This window comes from Streptomyces sp. NPDC041200, from assembly GCF_055591805.1.
The window spans coordinates 1-18216 of record NZ_JBVIZF010000044.1; the positions used below are offsets into that span (position 1 = coordinate 1).

General features: G+C 73.2%; 15 protein-coding genes. 10 read left to right on the forward strand and 5 right to left on the reverse strand.

Features of this window, described 5'->3' with window-relative positions:
- From ACZ6CL_RS38745 to ACZ6CL_RS38755, 3 genes are all read right to left on the reverse strand, one after another.
- A partial coding sequence (locus tag ACZ6CL_RS38745; RefSeq protein ID WP_468945229.1) for a beta-ketoacyl synthase N-terminal-like domain-containing protein occupies positions 1-3358 on the reverse strand: 3358 nt, incomplete at its 3' end.
- A gap of 135 nt (positions 3359-3493) precedes the next feature.
- A complete protein-coding gene (locus tag ACZ6CL_RS38750; protein WP_468945232.1) occupies positions 3494-4753 on the reverse strand; it encodes an MFS transporter in 1260 nt (419 codons plus the stop codon).
- A gap of 103 nt (positions 4754-4856) precedes the next feature.
- Positions 4857-5642, reverse strand: coding sequence for a DeoR/GlpR family DNA-binding transcription regulator (locus ACZ6CL_RS38755; RefSeq protein ID WP_468945234.1), 786 nt, complete (start codon positions 5640-5642; stop codon positions 4857-4859).
- 108 nt (positions 5643-5750) lie between these two features.
- On the opposite strand from ACZ6CL_RS38755, the gene ACZ6CL_RS38760 reads away from it, so the two are divergent.
- From ACZ6CL_RS38760 to ACZ6CL_RS38780, 5 genes are read left to right on the forward strand one after another with little or no spacing between them, the layout of a single operon-like run.
- Entirely contained in the window at positions 5751-6419 is a 669-nt protein-coding gene (locus tag ACZ6CL_RS38760; protein ID WP_468945236.1) for an HAD family hydrolase, read from the forward strand.
- A gap of 5 nt (positions 6420-6424) precedes the next feature.
- Positions 6425-7495: a 2-hydroxyacid dehydrogenase gene (locus ACZ6CL_RS38765; RefSeq protein WP_468945238.1), complete on the forward strand. Its 1071-nt coding sequence runs from the start codon at positions 6425-6427 to the stop codon at positions 7493-7495.
- Positions 7492-8952 (forward strand): FGGY family carbohydrate kinase, encoded by a 1461-nt coding sequence (locus tag ACZ6CL_RS38770; RefSeq protein ID WP_468945239.1) that lies wholly within the window; start codon positions 7492-7494, stop codon positions 8950-8952. The genes ACZ6CL_RS38765 and ACZ6CL_RS38770 overlap by 4 nt, the downstream gene beginning before the upstream one ends.
- Positions 8949-10709 (forward strand): dihydroxyacetone kinase family protein, encoded by a 1761-nt coding sequence (locus ACZ6CL_RS38775; protein WP_468945241.1) that lies wholly within the window; start codon positions 8949-8951, stop codon positions 10707-10709. Before ACZ6CL_RS38770 ends, ACZ6CL_RS38775 begins: the two co-directional genes overlap by 4 nt.
- A complete protein-coding gene (locus tag ACZ6CL_RS38780; protein WP_468945244.1) occupies positions 10706-11170 on the forward strand; it encodes a ribose-5-phosphate isomerase in 465 nt (154 codons plus the stop codon). The genes ACZ6CL_RS38775 and ACZ6CL_RS38780 overlap by 4 nt, the downstream gene beginning before the upstream one ends.
- Before the next feature lie 9 nt (positions 11171-11179).
- Here ACZ6CL_RS38780 and ACZ6CL_RS38785 read toward each other — a convergent pair whose 3' ends face one another.
- Positions 11180-12727 (reverse strand): amidase family protein, encoded by a 1548-nt coding sequence (locus ACZ6CL_RS38785; protein WP_468945247.1) that lies wholly within the window; start codon positions 12725-12727, stop codon positions 11180-11182.
- 301 nt (positions 12728-13028) lie between these two features.
- Here ACZ6CL_RS38785 and ACZ6CL_RS38790 point away from each other — a divergent pair, with 301 nt between their 5' ends.
- A complete protein-coding gene (locus ACZ6CL_RS38790; RefSeq protein WP_468945249.1) occupies positions 13029-14309 on the forward strand; it encodes a YeeE/YedE family protein in 1281 nt (426 codons plus the stop codon).
- 69 nt (positions 14310-14378) lie between these two features.
- Here ACZ6CL_RS38790 and ACZ6CL_RS38795 read toward each other — a convergent pair whose 3' ends face one another.
- A complete protein-coding gene (locus tag ACZ6CL_RS38795) occupies positions 14379-15317 on the reverse strand; it encodes a GlxA family transcriptional regulator (RefSeq protein ID WP_468945251.1) in 939 nt (312 codons plus the stop codon).
- A 199-nt stretch (positions 15318-15516) separates the two neighbouring features.
- Here ACZ6CL_RS38795 and ACZ6CL_RS38800 point away from each other — a divergent pair, with 199 nt between their 5' ends.
- The 4 genes from ACZ6CL_RS38800 (at position 15517) to ACZ6CL_RS38815 (ending at position 17765) form a co-directional block, all read left to right on the forward strand.
- A complete protein-coding gene (locus ACZ6CL_RS38800; RefSeq protein ID WP_468945253.1) occupies positions 15517-16206 on the forward strand; it encodes a DJ-1/PfpI family protein in 690 nt (229 codons plus the stop codon).
- A 24-nt stretch (positions 16207-16230) separates the two neighbouring features.
- Positions 16231-16692, forward strand: coding sequence for a hypothetical protein (locus tag ACZ6CL_RS38805; RefSeq protein ID WP_468945255.1), 462 nt, complete (start codon positions 16231-16233; stop codon positions 16690-16692).
- Positions 16693-16695: 3 nt separating this feature from the next.
- Positions 16696-17181, forward strand: coding sequence for a DUF6010 family protein (locus ACZ6CL_RS38810; protein WP_468945258.1), 486 nt, complete (start codon positions 16696-16698; stop codon positions 17179-17181).
- 101 nt (positions 17182-17282) lie between these two features.
- Positions 17283-17765: a hypothetical protein gene (locus ACZ6CL_RS38815; protein WP_468945261.1), complete on the forward strand. Its 483-nt coding sequence runs from the start codon at positions 17283-17285 to the stop codon at positions 17763-17765.
- Positions 17766-18216: the final 451 nt, after the last annotated feature.

Here is an 18216-nt window from a genome sequence, read left to right on the forward strand (position 1 = left end):
GGGCGTCGGCGCTGCGCGCCGAGAGCGTCAGCAGATGCGGGCCGTCGTCCTCGGTGGCACCGGTCGGGCGCGGTGGCGCCTCCTCGAGGATCGCGTGGGCGTTGGTGCCACCGAACCCGAAGGCGTTGACACCCGCCACCAGCGGGCCGGGCGCCGTCCACGGGCGATGCTCGCTGACCACCGCGAAATCATCCGCTTCACCAGGCGAATCGTGGTGCAAGGAGGCGGGCAACTCCCGGTGGCGCAGGGCCAGAATCACCTTGACCAGGCTCGGCATGGCGGCGGCGTTGAGCAGATGGCCGACGTTGGTCTTCACCGAGCCCAGCCAGCGGGGCTGTCCATCGGCGCGCGGCCCGAACGCCTGGCGCAGGGAGCGCAGCTCGACGGGGTCACCGAGGGAGGTACCGGTGCCGTGCGCCTCGACGTAGGACACGCGGTCGGGGTCGACCTCCGCGTCCCGGTACGCCTGGACGATGATCTCCCGCTGGGTGAGCGCGTTGGGAGCCAGCAGGCTCAGCGAGCGGCCGTCGTTGTTCACGCTGGTGCCGCGCAGCACGGCCAGGACCGGGTCGTCCGCGCGCTGCGCGTCGTCCAGCCGGGCCAGCACGATCGCCGCGCCGCCCTCCCCGGGTACGAAACCGTCGGCCGCGGCGCTGAAGGCGCGGCAGCGCCCGGTCGGCGACAACACCCCCGCCTGCTCCAACAGCCGGTGGCCGGTCGGCGACAGCGCCAGGTTGACTCCGCCGACGACGGCGAGATCGCACTCGCCGGACTCCAGGCTGCGGCGCGCCAGGTGCAGCGCGACCAGCGCCGAGGAGCAGGCGGTGTCGACGGCGAGGGCCGGGCCGGTCAGGTCCAGGCTCTGCGCCACGCGGGCGGCGACGAGGTTGGGGAGGTTGCCGGTCAACGCGGCGGGCGGCAGCCCGCCCTCCGGCCCGGCGGCCCGCGCCAGCACCTCGCGGTAGCCGCTCTCCCCGGTCGCGGCGAACACCCCGACACGTCTGCCCGCCCGCCGGGGGCCCGCGTAACCGGCGCGCTCCAGGGCCTCGTGGGCCAGCTCCAGAAAGATCCGGCCCTGCGGGTCGGTAGCGGTGGCCTCCTGCTCGTCGATGCCGAAGTACGCGGCGTCGAAACCGGCCGGATCGCCGAGGAACGCGCCCCACCGGGCGGTGCTTTCCGGCCGGATGGCCCACCGGTGGCCCGGCACGGGACCGACGGCGTCGTCCCCGGCCACGAGCCGGTCCCAGAAGGCGTCGGGGGTATCGGCCCCGGGAAAACGGCAAGCCATGGAGACGATCGCGACCGCCCCCGGTTCGCCCGTGGCAGAGCGGGGGCGCTCAGACTCCGGCGACGCGCCGCCACGCGCCGCCACCAGGTATTCAGTAAGCGCCGCGACGGTGTCACGATCGCGCAGCACGCCCGGCGGTACGGCGACACCGAAGGTGTCCTCCAGCGCGGCGAGCACCTCCATCGCCTTCAGCGACGAACCACCGATGGCGAGGAACCGGTCGTGCGCCCCGATGCTCTGCGCAGGCCGCCCCAGCACCCGCGCCCAGACACCTGTGACAACTTCGGCAACTTCCCGCCACGGCAGTCCCACCGTCGCAACACCATCTGCCACGGAACCTCCGTCCGCCGGGGCGCCAGCGGCCGGGGCAGCAGCGGCCGGGACGTCAGCGGCCGGGGCGGTGGCGGCTGGGTCCTCGGCCCACCGGGCCTCGACCGTCGCGTACGCCCCGGCCTCGAAGCGCTCGCGCATCGCCCGGCGGCGTAGCTTGCCGCTCGTCGTTCGGGGGAACCCTGCCGGTGGCAGGGGCAGCACCCGTACGCCGTCGTGGGACAGGGCCTGCCGGACGCGGGACGCTACCCGGGCGAGCACGGTCGTCGCCTCGCGGGGTGGGCTCGGCCACTGGACGAAGACGACCACCCGCTCCGTGCCGCCCGCCGGGTCGGTCGAGCCGACGACGGCGGTCAGTGGGGTGGGAAGGCCGGGGGTGGCCGCGGCCACCGCCTCCAGGTCGGGGGCGTGGTAGGTGCGGCCGTTGACGAATATCACGTCCTTGTCGCGGCCGGTGACGCACAGGCGGCCGTTGTCCAGGAAGCCCAGGTCGCCGGTGCGCAGCCAGCCGTCGACGAAGGTGGCGGCGGTCGACTCGGGGGCCTCGTGGTAGCCGCGGGCCACCTGGGGGCCGCGTACGTGGACGTGGCCGACGCGGCGGTCGTCCAGGGGGTGGCCCGCGTCGTCGGCGATGCGCACCTCGCAGCCCGGCACCGGCAGGCCCACGTCCATCAGCTCCACCGCGTCCGGGCCGGGGGCGGTGTCGACCGCGTGGCCCCGGCTGAGGGCCGTGCGGTCCAGGACGCGGGGTGCCGCCACCTCGTCCAGGGGCGGGAAGGTGACCGCCAGGGTGGCTTCGGCCAGGCCGTAGACGGGTTGCGGGGCGCGGGCGGCCAGACCGGACGCCCGGGCCTTGATGACGAACCGCCGCCACACCGCCGGGGCGATCGGCTCCGCGCCTACGAGGACCAACCGCACGGCGGACAGGTCGAGTCGGCCGAACACCTCGTCGGGAATCCGCCGCGTGGCCAGCGCGAGGGCGAAGTTGGCCGCGGACAGGACCGTGGCCCGGTGCCGGGCGGCCGTCTCCAGCCACAGGGCGGGGCGTTTGGCGAACGTCAGCGGCTCCAGCCGCACCTGCTTGGCGCGCGCGGCGAGCGGGGCCAGGTGAGTGCCGATGAGCCCCATGTCGTGGAAGTACGGCATCCAGCTGGCCACGACGTCGTCCGGGGTGAGGGCCGCGGCGGAGTGGATCTGCCCCAGGTTGGCCAGGACGCAGGCATGGGTCAGCCGAACGCCCTTGGGCGCCCCGGTGCTGCCCGACGAGAACTGCAGGAAGGCCACGTCATCGGGGGCGGCCACCGGCAGCCGGGCGGGCGGGCGGCCCTGGCGTAGCGTCTCCAGCCTCAAGGGGATTGCAGGAGAGGGGAGTTCAGCGAGCAGCGCCTCGGTGGTCTCGTCCACGGCTACCGGCGGGCGGCCCAGCAGTTCCCACACCGGTGCCACCCGCCGCGCGTCCGGCGCGAGCGGCACCGGGACGAGCCCCGCCGCCAGCGCGCCCCAGAACATCGCCTGGAAGTCGTCACCGCGGTCGGCGAGCAGGGGGACACAGGTGCCGGGGGCCACCCCCGCCGCCACGTAGCCGCCCGCCACGCGCAGCGCGTCGTCCCGCAACCGCGCGTAGGTGACGATCCGCTCGGAGCCGTCTCCCCGCACATGCGTCAGCACCTGGTCGGGAGCCACCTCGGCGGCGTCCAGCAAGACCCCCAGCAGTGTGGTCTCGCCATTCGGTCCGGGCATCAAGGCTCTCCTCGTTCGCTCGCTTCCACCCTGTGGGAGTTTCCCTCCTGAGGGAGGGGCGAAGGGGAGGGCCCGGTTCCGTGGGGCGGCTGACGACAGAGCCGTTTACGGCAGGGACGTCACGGCAGAGCGGGTTTACGAGGTCGTCGTCGCGCCCGCTCGCGGCTTGTCAGCGGTCGTCGGCTCGCCGTCCCGCTCCTCCGGCAGCTTCAGCAGCAGCGTCAGCACGAACGCGACCAGGTACAGCGCGAGGAAGACCAGCGTGACGCCGCCCGCGCCGACGAGCGGGAAGAACAGGCTGGCGAGGGCCGGGCCGACGAAGGCCGCGCCGCCCGCGCCCAGGTTGAGCAGGGCCATCGAACCGCCCTTGTTCTCCGGGGCCATCGACGGGATGAGCGCCGAGATGGGCACGAACCCCGCGAGGGTCGCCCCGTAGAACATGCCCGCGAGCACCGCGACCCAGAAGTAGTCCGGGCCGAGCCACACCGGTACGAAGTACAGCGTCGTGACGCTGATCGCGCAGCCCAGGGCGCCGAAGCCCGCGATGGTGGTACGCCAGCCGATGCGGTCGGAGAGGACGCCGAAGATGAGGTTGAAGAAGATGTTCGTGCCGTAGATGATCGCCAGCAGCTGAAGCCACTTGTCCTCGCCGAAGCCGACGTCGTCGGAGAAGATCCGCGGCAGGTACACCAGCATGCCGAACTCGGGGGCGGTGTTGATGACCCGGACCAGGCAGCCCACCAGGACGCGCGGATGGGTCCAGATGATGGAGACGGAGTTGAGCAGGCTCTGCCCGGTGGTGACCTCCGGCGGCGCCATCCGGTCGCCGCCGGGCCTGCGGCGGGCGCCGACCAGGGCGACCGCGCCGCCGAGGAGGATGAGCGCGAGCGCGGACCACAGCGTGCCCAGGCGGCCGAACCAGGGGATGGTCAGGCTCGACCACAGCGAGCCGAGGGTGGGCAGGCCGCCGGTGAAGGCGAAGTAGAACCATCCGACCGCCGTGCCCAGCCGGGCCGTCGGCGCCGTGTTGGTGATCCAGACGAGGAAGCCGAACGCGAAGAGCGGGTAGCCGAAGCCCCGGATGCCGTAGAAGAGCAGCATCAGCGGATAGTTCTCGGTGCCCAGCGCGAAGAGCAGGTACGCGGCGTCGAAGACGGCCCAGATCACCAGGCCCGTCCACATCACCCGGCGCGGCCCCCACACCTGGCAGAGCGCGCCGGAGAACCAGGACGCCAGCATGACGGCGATGCCGTACACCGTGATGACGTACCCGGCCCGTACGTCCGTCCCGGCGCCGTGGTCGGCCATGTACGGGGCGATGAAGCCGGACTCGACACCATCGCCGATCATGAACAAGAGCACGCCCACATAGCCCAGGACCAAGGCTTTCGGCATCGCTACCTCCACTCTGAGGTGTGACGGAGTATGACCGCAGATACTCAAGCGCGCCGAGAGAAATATCAAGAGTCTTGGTAAGACTCACGCGATCGGATGTTAATTATTGCGCCTCAACCACTCGCACATCGGTCAGCTCCCGCATCTCCCGCAGCAGCTCCTCATCCACCGGGCCGGTCAGCAGCACATGGTCGAACGAGTCCACGCTCTCCAGCCGGTGCAGCGCCCGGCGGCCCACCTTGCTGTGGTCCATGAGCAGCACGCTCGTCGCGCCCGCCTGCCGGGCCGCCCGCTTGATGCTGACGATCTCCTGCTCCTGATGGAACGTCATGCCCGCGGTCATCCCGGAGGTGGACAGCACGGTCAGATCGACGGAGATGCCGCTGATCATGTCGATCGCGGGCAGCCCGATCCATGAGTCGTGGGTCCGCGAGTACTCGCCGCCCACGCAGATCAGCCGGATGCCCTCGGCGCTCCGCAGCTCCTCCGTGATCAGGCGGTAGTTGCTCACCACGGTCAGCGGCCCCACCTCGGGCAGCAGCCGGGCCAGGGCCAGCGCCGAGGTCGAGTCGTCCAGCATCACCGACATGCCCGGCGCCACGAACGACAGCGCGGCGCGGGCCAGGGCCTGCTTCTCCTCGGCGTGCGCGTGCAGCCGGAAGTCCGAACTGGACTCGAAGACCATCGAGGGCTGCGCGGAGACACCCCCGTGGTACTTGCGCAGAATGCCGCGGTCCGCCAGCTCGGCGATGTCCCGGTGGACCGTCATCAGGCTGACGCCGGTCAGCTCGGCCAGCTCGGCCACGGTGGCGTCGCCCCGGGCCAGAACGTGGTCGACGATCAGTTGGTGTCGCTGCTGCCGCGCACCGCGCGAAGACGGGAGAGTCATGTACTCCATCCTGCCGTGCCAATTTCTCACATGGAACCGGTGACAACTCACATCGAGACTGTTAATTTCGCTGGACCGACATCATCAGCCAGGGGATCAGGGGTACGCATGGCCGACGCAGTGGTCTTCGACATGGACGGCGTCCTGGTGGAGAGCGAGCATCTGTGGGAGGAGCTGTGGACCGCGTACGCCGCGGCGCACGGCCGTTCCTGGGGCCCGGACCAGACGCGTGACGTCCAGGGGATGAGCGCCCCCGAGTGGGCCGCCTACCTCACCCGGTTCTGTGAGGCCGGCGGCTCCGCGGCCGACACCGAACGGACCGTCGTCGACGGCATGGTCCAGGCGCTGGAGGACGGGCGCATCGAGCTGCTGCCCGGCGCCCGCGAGATGATCACCGCCACCGCCGAGCGCGGCCCCATCGCGCTCGCCTCCTCCGCTCCGCGCCGGGTCATCGACGCCGTCCTCGTCCATCACGGGGTCGACCACCACTTCAAGGCGACGGTCTCCAGCGCCGAAGTGCCGCGCGGCAAGCCGAGCCCGGACGTCTATCTCGCCGCCGCGAGCGCCCTCGGCGTGGCGCCGGAGCGCTGCCTCGCGGTCGAGGACTCCAGCAACGGACTGCGCGCGGCGGCCGCCGCCGGGATGACCGTCGTGGCCATCCCCAACCCGCAGTACCCACCGGCCGAGGACGCGCTCGCGGCCGCCGCCTTCCGCTCCCCGGACCATGGAGCCGTACGCGACTTCCTGCTCAGCGAGCTCGACACCCGAGGAGAGTGACCGACATGACCACGGTCCTGGTAGCAGGCGACGACTTCATCGCCCCCGGCCTCTTCTCCGCGGCCCTGAGCGAGGCCCTGCCCTCCACCGGGCTCACCTTCCGTACGCTGCGCACCCGCTGGCCGAACGAGCCCTTCGGCCCGGTCGGGGCCGACGCCCACGGAAACGGTGGCGTCAAGGAGGCCAGCGGCACCGAGGAACAGGTGCTGGAAGCGCTCGGTGACGCGAGCGTCGCGCTCACCCAGATGGCCCCCTTCACCGCCCGGGTCATCCGCGAGGCACCCCAGCTGAAGTTCATCGGTGTGGCCCGCGGCGGCCCCGTCAACGTGGACGTGGCCGCCGCCACCGCCGCCGGCATCCCCGTCACCTTCACCCCCGGGCGCAACGCCGCCGCGGCCGCCGAATTCGCCGTCGGTCTGATGCTCGCCGCCCTGCGCCGCATCACCTTCGCCGACGCCGCCCTCAAGGAGGGCATGTGGCGCGGCGACTACTACGCCTACGAGAACGCCGGTCTCGAACTCGACGGCGCCACCGTCGGCCTCGTCGGGTACGGGGCCATTGGCGCGATCGTCGCCCGCGTGCTGCGCGCCTTCGGCGCCCGCGTCCTGGTGTCCGACCCGTACGCGGACCCGGCCAGGGCGAAGGCGGAAAACGTCGAACTCACCTCCCTGGACGACCTGTTGCGCCGCAGCTCCGTCGTCAGCCTGCACGCCCGGGTCACCCCCGAGACACGGCATCTGCTCAACGCCAAGAACCTCGCGCTGCTCCCCGAGGGCGCCGTCCTCGTCAACTCGGCCCGCGGCGATCTGCTCGACTACGCCCCGCTGCCCGGGCTGCTGGAGTCCGGGCGGCTCGGCGCGCTCGCCCTCGACGTCTACGACGTCGAACCGCCCCCGGCCGACTGGCCGCTGCACCGTGCCCCCAACGTCATCACCACACCGCATCTGGCGGGCGCCACCCGCCAGACCGCCGACCGGGCCGCCCTGATCACCGCGGCCGAGGCGGCCCGGTTCCTGCGCGGCGAACGGCCGCGGCACATCGCCAACCCGGAGGTGCTGACCGGAGGCCGATCGTGATCGTCGGAGTCGACATCGGTACGTCGGTCACCAAGGCCCAGCTGATCTCCCGCGACGGCCGGGCCACCCCCGCCCACGAGGCCCGGAGCACCGTCTACACCCTGCCCGGACAGCGCGTCGAACAGGATCTGGACGACGTCGTGGGCACCGTGGAGACCGTCATACGGGCGGCGCTGGCGGACGCCGGGCAGATGGACGGCGAACCGGTTGAGGCGCTGGCCCTCACCGGGCAGGGCGACGGCCTGTGGCTGCGCGACGCCACCGGCGCCCCGGTCGGCCGCGCGCTGTCCTGGATGGACGGCCGGGCCGCCGACCGGCTCGACCGGTGGACCGCCGACGGCACCCTGCGCGCCTTGCACCGGCGCACCGGCGTCGGCCTGTTCCCCGGCTCCGCCGCGCCCCTGCTGGCGCATCTCGCCGAACACGAGCCGGAGCGGCTAGAAGCGGCACACGTCGCCGGGTACTGCGTGGACGCCGTTGTACAGCGGCTGACCGGCGCCGTCACCGTCGACGCCTCGGACGCCTCGCAGCCGTTCCTCGACGTCGCCACCCGTACGTACGACGACACCGCGCTCGAACTGTGCGGACTGTCCGACCACCGGCGGCTGCTGCCGGACCCGGCGCCGCCCGGCACCCTGCACCGGCTGCTGCCCGACGCCGCCCGGCGGCTGGGCCTGCCCGCCGGACTGCCGGTCTCCGCCGGTCCGTTCGACATACCGGCCTGCGCTTTCGGCTCGGGCGTCGCCGAACCCGGCGAGGGCCACCTCATCATCGGCACCACCCTCGCCGCCCAGACCCTCGACAGCGAGCCGCGCCCGGCCGCCGACGACGAACCCGCCGGAATGGTCCTGGCCACCCCGTACGAGGGCCGGTTCCTGCGCGTCATGCCCGCCATGATCGGCACCGCGGGCCTGGACTGGCTGCTGAAGCTGCTCGACGTGAAGATCGAGGCGCTGGACGCGCTGCTCGTCCAGTCCCCGCCCGGCGCCTCGGGCGTCACCGCCCTGCCGTTCCTGTCGGCCAGCGGCGAGCGGGCCCCCTTCGTCGACGCGCGGGCCCGCGGCCGCTTCGACGGACTCTCCCCGCTGGCCGGGCGCGCCGACCTGGTGCGGGCGCTGTGCGAGGCCGTCGCCTACTCGGCCCGGCACTGCATGGAAACCCTCGGCGTCCGCGGCGCCATCACCGCGTGCGGCGGCGGCGCGCGCTCGGGGGAATGGGCGCGCGTCTTCGCCGGTGTGCTCGGCCGCGACCTGGACGTCTGCGACGACGCCGTGGGCATCCGCGGCGCGGCCCAGACCGCCTGGCACTCCCTCGGCACACCCGTCGACGCCCGCGCCTGGCGCGCCCCGCGCCGCACCGTGCCCGCCGAGCGCGGGCTGATCGACCACTACGCCGAGGGCTACGCCGACTACCGCCTCGCCCTCGATGCCGCACGCGACGGCTGGAGTACACGATGACCAGGCTCTTCAACGACCCCGCCCGGTTCACCGACGACATGATCACCGGGTTCGCCGCCGCCCACCCCGAACACGTACGGGCCGTGCCCGGCGGCGTGGTGCGGGCCCGCGCCACGGCCGCCGGGAAGGTGGCCGTCCTCACCGGTGGCGGCTCCGGCCACTACCCCGCCTTCTGCGGTGTCGTCGGCCCCGGATTCGCCGATGGCTCGGTCATCGGCGACGTGTTCACCTCCCCGTCGGCCGCCCGCGCCCGCTCGGTCGCCGAGGCGGCGGAGGCGGGCGGTGGTGTCCTCTTCCTCTTCGGCAACTACGCCGGTGACGTCATGAACTTCGGCCTCGCGGCACGGCAGCTCACGGGCGACGGCATCCCCGCCCGCTGCTTCGCCGTCACCGACGACATCGCCTCCGCGCCCGCCGACCAGACGGCGCGCCGGCGTGGCATCGCGGGTGGCTTCGTCGTCTTCAAGACCGCGTCGGCGGCGGCCGAGGAGGGCGCCCCGCTGGAGGAGGCCGTCCGGGTCGCCGAGCACACCAACGCCCGGACCCGCACCCTCGGCGTGGCCTTCGACGGCTGCACCCTGCCCGGCGGCGAGGCACCCCTGTTCACCGTCCCCGAGGGCCGCCTCGGCCTCGGCCTCGGCATCCACGGCGAACCGGGCGTGAGCGAGGACACCCTCGGCACGGCGGAGGAACTGGCCCGCGTCCTGGTGTCGGGGCTGCTGGCGGACCGGCCCGAGGGCGCGGGCGACGGCGGGCGGGTCGCCGCCGTCCTCAACGGCCTCGGCGCCACCAAGTACGAGGAGCTGTACGTGCTGTGGGGCGCCGTATCCAGGCTGCTGGACGAGGCCGGGCTCACCCCCGTACGCCCCGAGGTCGGCGAACTCGTCACCAGCCTCGACATGGCGGGCTGCTCCCTCACCCTGACCTGGCTGGACGACGAGCTGGAACGGCTGTGGCGGGCCCCCGCCGACACCCCGGCCTTCCGCCGTGGTGCCCTGCCCGAACTCCCGGCCGCCGACACCTCCGCCGACGCCACCGTACGGACCGCCACGGCCCCGAGCCGCCGCCGGGACCGGCCCGCCGCCACCGCGTCCGGCGCTGCGGTCGAGGTCGCGGCACTGGCCGTCCACGCCCTGCGCGCCGCCCGCGACACGCTGCACCGGGACGCGGAGACGCTGGGGCGGCTGGACGCGGTCGCGGGCGACGGCGACCACGGCCGAGGCATGTGCAAAGGCGTCGACGCGGCCCTCGCGGCCGCCGAGAAGGCGCACGCCGAACAGCTCGCCCCCGCAGCCGTGTTCACCGCCGCGGGCGACGCCTGGGCGGCGGAAGCCGGAGGCACCTCGGGCGCGCTGTGGGGCGCGGCGCTGCGCGCCCTCGGCGGCGTACTCCCGGCGGACCGGGCACCCGGGCGCGAGGAGTTGGCCTCCGCCGCCACCGAGGCGCTGGCCGCCGTCACCTCGCTCGGCGGGGCCGAGGTGGGCGACAAGACCCTGGTCGACGCCCTCGCCCCGTTCGCCACCGCCTTCGCCGGACAGCTGCGCGCCGGAGCGCCGGTGGCCGAGGCGTACGCGGCCGCCGTGGCGGAAGCCCGTACGGCCGCCGAGCACACCGCCACCCTGCGCCCCCGCCTCGGCCGCGCCCGCCCCCTCGCCGAGCGCAGCGTGGGCACCCCCGACCCCGGAGCCACCTCACTCGCCGCGGTGCTGACCGCGGTCGCCACCCTCCCCGCGACGACAGGAAGCGATGCCGTATGACCACCGCGACTCCGTTCCGGATCGTCGTCGGCTGCGACGACGCCGGTTACGGCTACAAGGAAGCCCTCAAGCAGGATCTGCTGGACGACCCCCGGGTGGCCGAGGTCATCGACGTCGGCGTGGGCAGTGACGAGCACACCGCCTACCCGCACGTGGCGGTCGAGGCGGCCCGCCGCGTCGCCGACGGCGCCGCCGACCGCGCCCTCCTGGTGTGCGGCACCGGCCTCGGCGTGGCCATCAGCGCCAACAAGGTCCCCGGCATCCGCGCGGTCACCGCCCACGACACCTACTCCGTACGCCGCTCCGTCCTCAGCAACAACGCCCAGGTCCTCTGCTTCGGCCAGCGCGTCATCGGCCTCGAACTCGCCCGCGCGCTCACCGACGACTGGCTCGCCCAGCGCTTCGACGAGACCTCCCCCTCGGCGGAGAAGGTCGCCGCCATCCGCGCCTACGAGAGCTGACGCGGGCCTCTAGGGGGCGTTCGACGGCAGGTAGCGCGGTGCCCGCCAGGCGTGCAGCCGCCGTTCCACCGCGGCCCCCAGCGTGAGGAGCTTGCCGTCCTCGCGGTCACCGGCCATCAGGAGCACGCCCACCGGCAGTTCGTCGACCATCCCCGCGGGCACCGACAGGGACGGGTATCCGGCCACGGCCGCCGGGGTGGAGGACGGGATCACATCGTTGTCGCCCCGCGCGCAGTCCGTCGTCCAGGCGGGCGGGTTCGTCGGCGAGGCGATGGCGTCCAGCCGGTGGGCGGCCATGGTCTCGTCGAGGGAACGCCGGGACAGGTCCTTCAACTCGGCGCGCATGGCCCGGTATTCGGGGTCCGTGGTGGCAGGCGCGGTCAGCGCCCGCTCGAACAGCTCCTGGCCCGCGAAGCAGCCCTGCTCCGCCGGGTGGGTGCGGTTGAACTCCACCAGCTCCGTGAGGTCGCGCGGCCCCTCGCGGGTGGCGAGGTAGGCGTCGATGTCCCGGTGGAACTCGCTCAGCAGTGCCGGGAATTCGAGGTCAGCGAGCCGCTTCTGGTACGGGGGCGTCACCTCGACGACCTCGGCTCCCGCGCTCCGCAGCCGCTCCGCCGTACGGGACATCACGGCGTCCACCTCCGCCCCGAGCGACGGCAGCCGCCACAGGCCGATCCGTTTGCCGCGCAGACTGCCGGGGCGGGCCGGGTTCCCCGGGACGGGTGCGGTGCCGCCGCTGAGCACCGAGAGGGTGAGCGCGGTGTCGGTCACGTTGCGGGCCATGGGCCCCGCGGTGTCCTGCTCCGCGGAGATCGGGACCACTCCGTCCTGGCTGACCAGGCCCAGACTGGGCTTGTGCCCGACCACCCCGTTCATCCCGGCCGGGCACACGATGGAACCGTCCGTCTCGGTGCCGATCGCCACCTGTGCCAGGGACGCGGCGAGTGCGGCGGCCGAACCGGAGGAGGACCCGCACGGGTTGCGGTCCAGCACGTACGGGTTATGGGTCTGCCCGCCCACCGCCGACCACCCCGAAGTCGGCTTCTCCGAGCGGAAGTTGGCCCACTCGGACAGATTCGTCTTGCCGAGGATCACCGCCCCCGCGTCCCGCAGCCGGGTCACCAGCGCGGCATCCGTGTCCGGCGGGCTGCCCTCCAGTGCCAGCGACCCGGCCGTCGTGGGCAGGTCGCGGGTGTTCACGTTGTCCTTGAGCAGTACGGGGATGCCGTCGAGCGGGCCACGGATCTCCCCGCGCCGGTGCCGGGCGTCGCTGGCGGCAGCCTGGCGCAGCGCCGTCGGGTCGGTGCGCAGCACGGCGTGGAGGGTGGGGTCGATGGCCTCGATCCGCCGAAGATAGGCGGTGGTCAGGGCCGACGACGTCAGTGATCCGCCCGCCATGCGCGCCTGTAACTCCGGGATCGTCACCGTGTCGAGATCGACCCCCGCCGCCGTCGGCGAACCAGCGGGTTCGGCCTCCGCGCGCGGAATCGGTGCGCCCGCGCACAGGGAGCCCATGACCAGGGTGGCGATCACCGTGGCGGTGCTCCGCTTGCTCATGGTCTTCATGATCTTCATGAGAAACAGCGGACCTCAGGCGGCGGCCGTGCGCAAGGCCTATTCCCGATCGGTCTGTGGCTGACTCCACAGCCCAGCCGTGTGACCTGCCGTTCTCACCGGCTGGCGGGGGCCGTATCCTCGAGGGCATGTCCGCACCCGCCCGTCTGCTGCGTCTCGCGCTGTTCGCGAGCTCGGCGTGGTGCGTCGACGACGGCCTCTGTCGCCGCTGAGCCGGAACCGGCCGGTTCCCCAGAGCGCCCGCCGCCCCTCTCGCCTTCCCGCACCTCCCCGGAGTCCGCCCGTGACCACCGCCCCGCCCGCCGAGGCGGCGAAGACCGCCGCGCTGCTGTCCCCCTCACCCACCTCCGTGCCCCGGCCGGAGGCGCCCGCCGCGCCGCCGGTGCGCCGGGTGCCGCTCGCCGTGTCCGGGCTGCTTGCCGCGGCGCTGACCGCGTACGTGTGGTCCGCCCAGGGAGCCAAGCCCGGTGTCCTGCTGCTGCTCGGGCTCGGGCTGGGCATCGCCCTCTTCCACTCCCGCTTCGGGTTCACCTCCGCCTGGCGGCAGCTGGTCGCCGTCGGCAACGGCACCGGGCTGCGCGCCCACACCTTGCTGCTCGGCACCACGGCCACCCTGTTCGCCCTCGTCATCGGCACGGGGACCGGACTGTTCGGGTCCGTGCCCGCTCCCTCGGCCGAACCGCTGGGCCTGGGGCTGCTGATCGGCTCGTTCGTCTTCGCCGTCGGCATGCAGCTCGGCGGTGCCTGCGCCTCCGGCACCCTCTTCGCGGTCGGCTCGGGGCAGACGTCGATCGTGCTCACCCTCGGCGGTTTCATCGGCGGTGCGACGCTCGCCGCCTGGCAGTTCGACCTGTGGAAGAACCTGCCCGCCCTGGAGCCGGTCCTCATGGCCGACCACATCGGCTGGTTCGGCTCCTGGGCGGTGACGATCCTCGTGCTCGCCGCCGTCGCCCTGGCCAGCCGTCTCGTGCAGGCCCGGCGCACCCCGCCGCCGACCGGACCGGTGCCCTCCGCGCGCGGCGCCGCCGCCCGGGTGCTGCGCGGCTCGTGGCCGCTGGCGGTCGGCGCCTTGGCGCTGGGTGTGCTGGGAGCCGGAGTGCTGCTGGTGTCCGGTGGCGCCTGGGGCGTCACCAGTGCGTTCAGCCTGTGGGGTTCGGAGCTGGTACGAGTCCTCGGAGGCCACCCGGAGACCTGGAGCTGGTGGCAGCAGCCCGGAAACAAGGAGATGCTCGCCGGGCCGGTGCTCGGCGACAAGACCAGCCTCACCGACATCGGCATCATGGTCGGCGCGGCCGCCGCCGCGGCGCTCGGCGGTACGTGGACGCTCCACCGCGGCGTGCCGTGGCGCACGGCGGTCGCGTCGGTGCTCGGTGGGGTGCTGATGGGCATCGGCGCCCGGCTGGCGGGCGGTTGCAACATCGGCGCGTACCTCGCGGGCATCGCCTCGGGCAGCCTGCACGGCTGGCTCTGGGGCGCCGTCGCCCTCGTCGGCACCTGGGCCGGGCTGAAGCTGCGGCCGCTCTTCGGGCTCGGCAACCCGAAGCCGGGCGACGGCATGTGCTGAGCGTGACTCTCCCCACCGACCGCCGGGCCTGCCCCAGTGAGCGAGTAAGAGACGTGCCCTAGCGGCACATCAGCTGAAGGTGCGGCGGTAGGTGTGCGGGCTGACGCCGGTGGTGCGTTTGAAGCGGTCGCGGAAGGCGGTGGGGGAGCCGAAGCCGACCTGGGCGCCGATGCGTTCCACGGAGTGGGGTGTGGTCTCCAGGAGGTGCTGGGCCTGGCGGATGCGGGCGCGGTGCAGCCACTGGAGCGGGGTGGTGCCGGTCTGCTCGCGGAAGCGGCGTATCAGGGTACGGGTGCTGGTTCCGGCGTGGGCGGCGATGTCGGCGAGGGTGAGGTCGCGGCCCAAGTTGTCCTGCAGCCAGGCGAGCAGGGGTTCGAGGACGGAGCCCTGCGGGGTGGGCGCGTAGTCGTGGACGATGAACTGCGCCTGCCCGCCCTCGCGTTCGAGCGGCATGACGGACAGCCGGGCCGCGTGGGCGGCGACGGCCGAGCCGTAGTCGCGGCGGATCAGGTGCAGGCACAGGTCCAGGCCCGCGGCGGCACCCGCGGAGGTGAGGAACTGGCCGTTGTCGACGTACAGGACGTCCGGGTCCACCTCGATGTCCGGGTAGGCGGCGGCGAGCGTACCGGCCGCGATCCAGTGGGTGGTGGCCCGTAGCCCGTCGAGGAGGCCGGTGGCGGCCAGGATGAACGTGCCCGAGCAGATGGAGGCGATGCGGGTGCCGTCCGCGGCCGCCGCCCGCAGGGCGTCGCGGACCTCGGGCGCGAGCGGGACCGAGGGGTTGGCGGTACCGGGCACGATGACCGTGTCCGCGCCCTGGAGCCCGTCGAGTCCCCAGGGCGCGCGCAGCGCGAAGGTCCCGGCGTCGGTCTCCTGGCGCTCGGCGCACACCCGGATCTGGTAACCGGGGCGCCCGTCCGGCAGCCGGGTGCGGGCGAAGACCTCGATCGGCGTGGACAGGTCGAACGGGATCACCTGGTCCAGCGCGAGAACGGCGATGGTGTGCATGGCCGGAAGATACCCCTTCGCCGGGCGGAGCAGGGTGGGGAGTCTCGACGTCGTCGCACGTCGAATGGCTCGCGTCCGCGGTGGCACTATCCCGTTGAAAGGTGGCACTCATGCCACTGGGAGGCGGGGCGGCAGCCGATTACCTTCGGTGGCGTTCCCGGCACGGGCCGGACTTCCCGCCTCGGAAAGAGAGTCCTCCATGCACGTCCAGGTTGTCCTGTTCGACGGCTTCGATCCGCTCGATGTCATCGCCCCCTACGAGGTGCTGTACGCCGGTGGTGCCGCCTCGGCGGGGGCGGTGAGCGTGGAACTGGTCTCCGCCGAAGGGCCCCGTGAGGTGGCCAGCGGCGCCGGGAGCCTGACCCTGCGGGCCACCGCCGCCCTCGACCCCGCGCGGGCCGGTGTGATCCTGGTACCCGGTGTCGCCGGTCGCCTCGGCGAGCCGGGAGAGGCGCCCGGGCAGGGCGCGGGGGAGGGGAAGGGACAGCCGGACGAGTTCATCTCCGTGCTGCTGGACCGCGCCATGGCCACCGAGCTGCCCGCGCTGCTGACGGCGGCCATGGAGAACCCGGAGGTGACGGTCGGCACGGTGTGCGGCGGATCGATGCTCCTGGCCATGGCGGGCCTGCTGGAAGGGCGCCACGCCACCACCCACCACGGGGGCCTGGACGCCCTCGGCGCCGGTGGCGCCCACGCCGTGAGCGCCCGCGTCGTCGACGACGGCGACCTCGTCACCGGGGCCGGTGTCACCTCCGGTCTCGACCTGGGGCTGTATCTGCTGGAGCGCGAGATGGGCCCCCGGATCGCGCACGCCGTGGAAGAACTGTTCGCCCATGAGCGCCGCGGCATCGTGTGGCGCGACCAGGGCCTGGCCCCCGTCGGCTTCTGACCACCGCCTCCGGAAGCGACGACCATGACGAAACTTCTCCTCATCCTGCATGTCCTGGCCGCCGTGGTGGCCATCGGCCCGGTGACCGTCGCCGCGAGCATGTTCCCGCCGACCCTGCGCCGTGCCCACGGTGACCCGAATGACCGTGAGGCGCTGACCACCCTGGCGGTGCTGCACCGCATCTGCCGCGTCTACGCCGCCGTCGGCCTCGCCGTCCCCATCTTCGGGTTCGCCACCGCCAGCAGCCTCGGCGTCCTCGGCAGCGCGTGGCTGATCGTCTCGATCGCCCTGACCGCCGCGGCCGCGGCCGTCCTGGCCGTGCTGATCCTGCCCGCCCAGGAGGGAGCCCTCACGTCGGCCGGGACTCCCGGCGCCGCCACCGGTGCGCCGGGGCGCCTGGCCATGCTCACCGGCGTCTTCAACCTGCTGTGGGCGACGGTCACCATCCTGATGATCATCCGCCCCGGCTCCACCACGGGAGCGTGACCGATGTCCTACCTCGCGCCGCTCCTGGTCGGCATCGTCTACGCCCTGCTGATGTCGCTCATCCGCGAACCGCACCGGCGCCGCTTCAACGCGGTCATGGTGGCGGGGGCCGGGGCGGCCTACCTCAGCGGCGGTGGCCTGGGCGGCTGGGAATTCCCCGCCACCGCCGCCATCACCTACGTCGCCTACCGCGGGCTGGAGTCCTGGACGTTCATCGGCATCGCCTGGCTCCTGCACACCGCCTGGGACGTGGTGCACCATGTCAAGGGCAACCCGATCATCCCCTTCGCCCACGACTCCTCGCTCGGCTGCGCCATCTGCGATCCCGTCATCGCCCTGTGGTGTTTCTGGGGCGGCCCCTCGCTGATCGACCTCGTCCGCGGCCGGGCCGAGCGCACCCGACCGGACGGGGCGCCAGATGCCGGGGCCGGGAGGCGTGAGGTTTCGCGCGGTCAGAGGGGTGACGCGCGGGTGACGCGCGGGGCGTGAGTTCCGCGGGTGGTGCGCCGGATCGCGTCCGGCGAGCCACAGGTCCTCACCGGAATCTTCATGCCTTGTTTGCATCGGCCGGATCGGGCAATTCGCACAGCATGGCTAACGCAGGAGCGAACAACGAATCGACCGACCGCGCGACCAAGGCCACGAAGGCGACAGCCGCGAAGGCCAAGGAGACCTCTGCGAAGGCGGCGGAGAAGACGGCGGCGAAGGCGGAGTCCGCGGGCCAGTCGACCGCCGATGCCGCCAAGTCCGCTGGGCACGGCGCGGGACGCGCCGCGACCAGCGCGGGCCACGCCGTCGGAAACGCCGTGACCTCGATGGGGTCCACGGCGGGCAAGGCGGCCGGGACGGCCGGTACCGCCGTGACGAGCACGCTGAAGGGCGTGACCTCGGCGGCGGGGCAGGTGACCTCTGCCGCCACGACCGCCTGGACCGTCCTGAAGAACCGCAAGCTCATCGCGGCCGGTGCCGCGGCCGGTGTCACCGCCCTCAGCGCGGCCTCCTACGCGGTGGGCCGCCACGCGGAGCGCAGCGGTCACGGCCCCGTCACGCGGATGACGGGCGGCCGTATCTGACCGGCCCGACCGCTCGACCGACCGACCACGCGGTAGACCGACCCACCGCCCGCCGAAGACCGCCCCTCGCGGCCTTCGGCGGGCGGTTCCGTGCGTGCCCTCGCCCTGCCGCGTTTGCGGATGGGACGGTTGCTCACGAGCGGGCGGCGCGGTCAGGTGTTCCGAGGTCGGCCGGTGGGCAAGCAGGGGAGGGAGGGGCGGCCGAGGGCTCAGGTGTGCTCGTCGGCGTGGCGGAGCGAATCGGCCCTTCTGATGGCCGAGTTGCTGATGCAGGACTGTGAGCTGGCGTGACAGGGCTGTGAGCTGGCGTGATCTGTCGCGCCTCGGCGCGTTCTGCCGCGCTCCGGCGGCACGGAGTGATGATCCTCTCCATTGCCATCCCTTTGCGATGGCTTTACTCGCCTGTTAGTCTTCCGGCGACCGGACAAGATCGGAACACCGCCGAACGGCC

What these genes read in the sequence shown, in the direction of transcription:
- ACZ6CL_RS38785 (WP_468945247.1), bottom strand. Translation starts at nt 12,727, where the DNA reads ATGAGCAAGCGGAGCACCGCCACGGTGATCGCCACCCTGGTCATGGGC.
- ACZ6CL_RS38775 (WP_468945241.1), top strand. Translation starts at nt 8,949, where the DNA reads ATGACCAGGCTCTTCAACGACCCCGCCCGGTTCACCGACGACATGATC.
- ACZ6CL_RS38755 (WP_468945234.1), bottom strand. Translation starts at nt 5,642, where the DNA reads ATGACTCTCCCGTCTTCGCGCGGTGCGCGGCAGCAGCGACACCAACTG.
- ACZ6CL_RS38760 (WP_468945236.1), top strand. Translation starts at nt 5,751, where the DNA reads ATGGCCGACGCAGTGGTCTTCGACATGGACGGCGTCCTGGTGGAGAGC.
- ACZ6CL_RS38815 (WP_468945261.1), top strand. Translation starts at nt 17,283, where the DNA reads ATGGCTAACGCAGGAGCGAACAACGAATCGACCGACCGCGCGACCAAG.
- ACZ6CL_RS38780 (WP_468945244.1), top strand. Translation starts at nt 10,706, where the DNA reads ATGACCACCGCGACTCCGTTCCGGATCGTCGTCGGCTGCGACGACGCC.
- ACZ6CL_RS38810 (WP_468945258.1), top strand. Translation starts at nt 16,696, where the DNA reads ATGTCCTACCTCGCGCCGCTCCTGGTCGGCATCGTCTACGCCCTGCTG.
- ACZ6CL_RS38795 (WP_468945251.1), bottom strand. Translation starts at nt 15,317, where the DNA reads ATGCACACCATCGCCGTTCTCGCGCTGGACCAGGTGATCCCGTTCGAC.
- ACZ6CL_RS38800 (WP_468945253.1), top strand. Translation starts at nt 15,517, where the DNA reads ATGCACGTCCAGGTTGTCCTGTTCGACGGCTTCGATCCGCTCGATGTC.
- ACZ6CL_RS38750 (WP_468945232.1), bottom strand. Translation starts at nt 4,753, where the DNA reads ATGCCGAAAGCCTTGGTCCTGGGCTATGTGGGCGTGCTCTTGTTCATG.
- ACZ6CL_RS38765 (WP_468945238.1), top strand. Translation starts at nt 6,425, where the DNA reads ATGACCACGGTCCTGGTAGCAGGCGACGACTTCATCGCCCCCGGCCTC.
- ACZ6CL_RS38805 (WP_468945255.1), top strand. Translation starts at nt 16,231, where the DNA reads ATGACGAAACTTCTCCTCATCCTGCATGTCCTGGCCGCCGTGGTGGCC.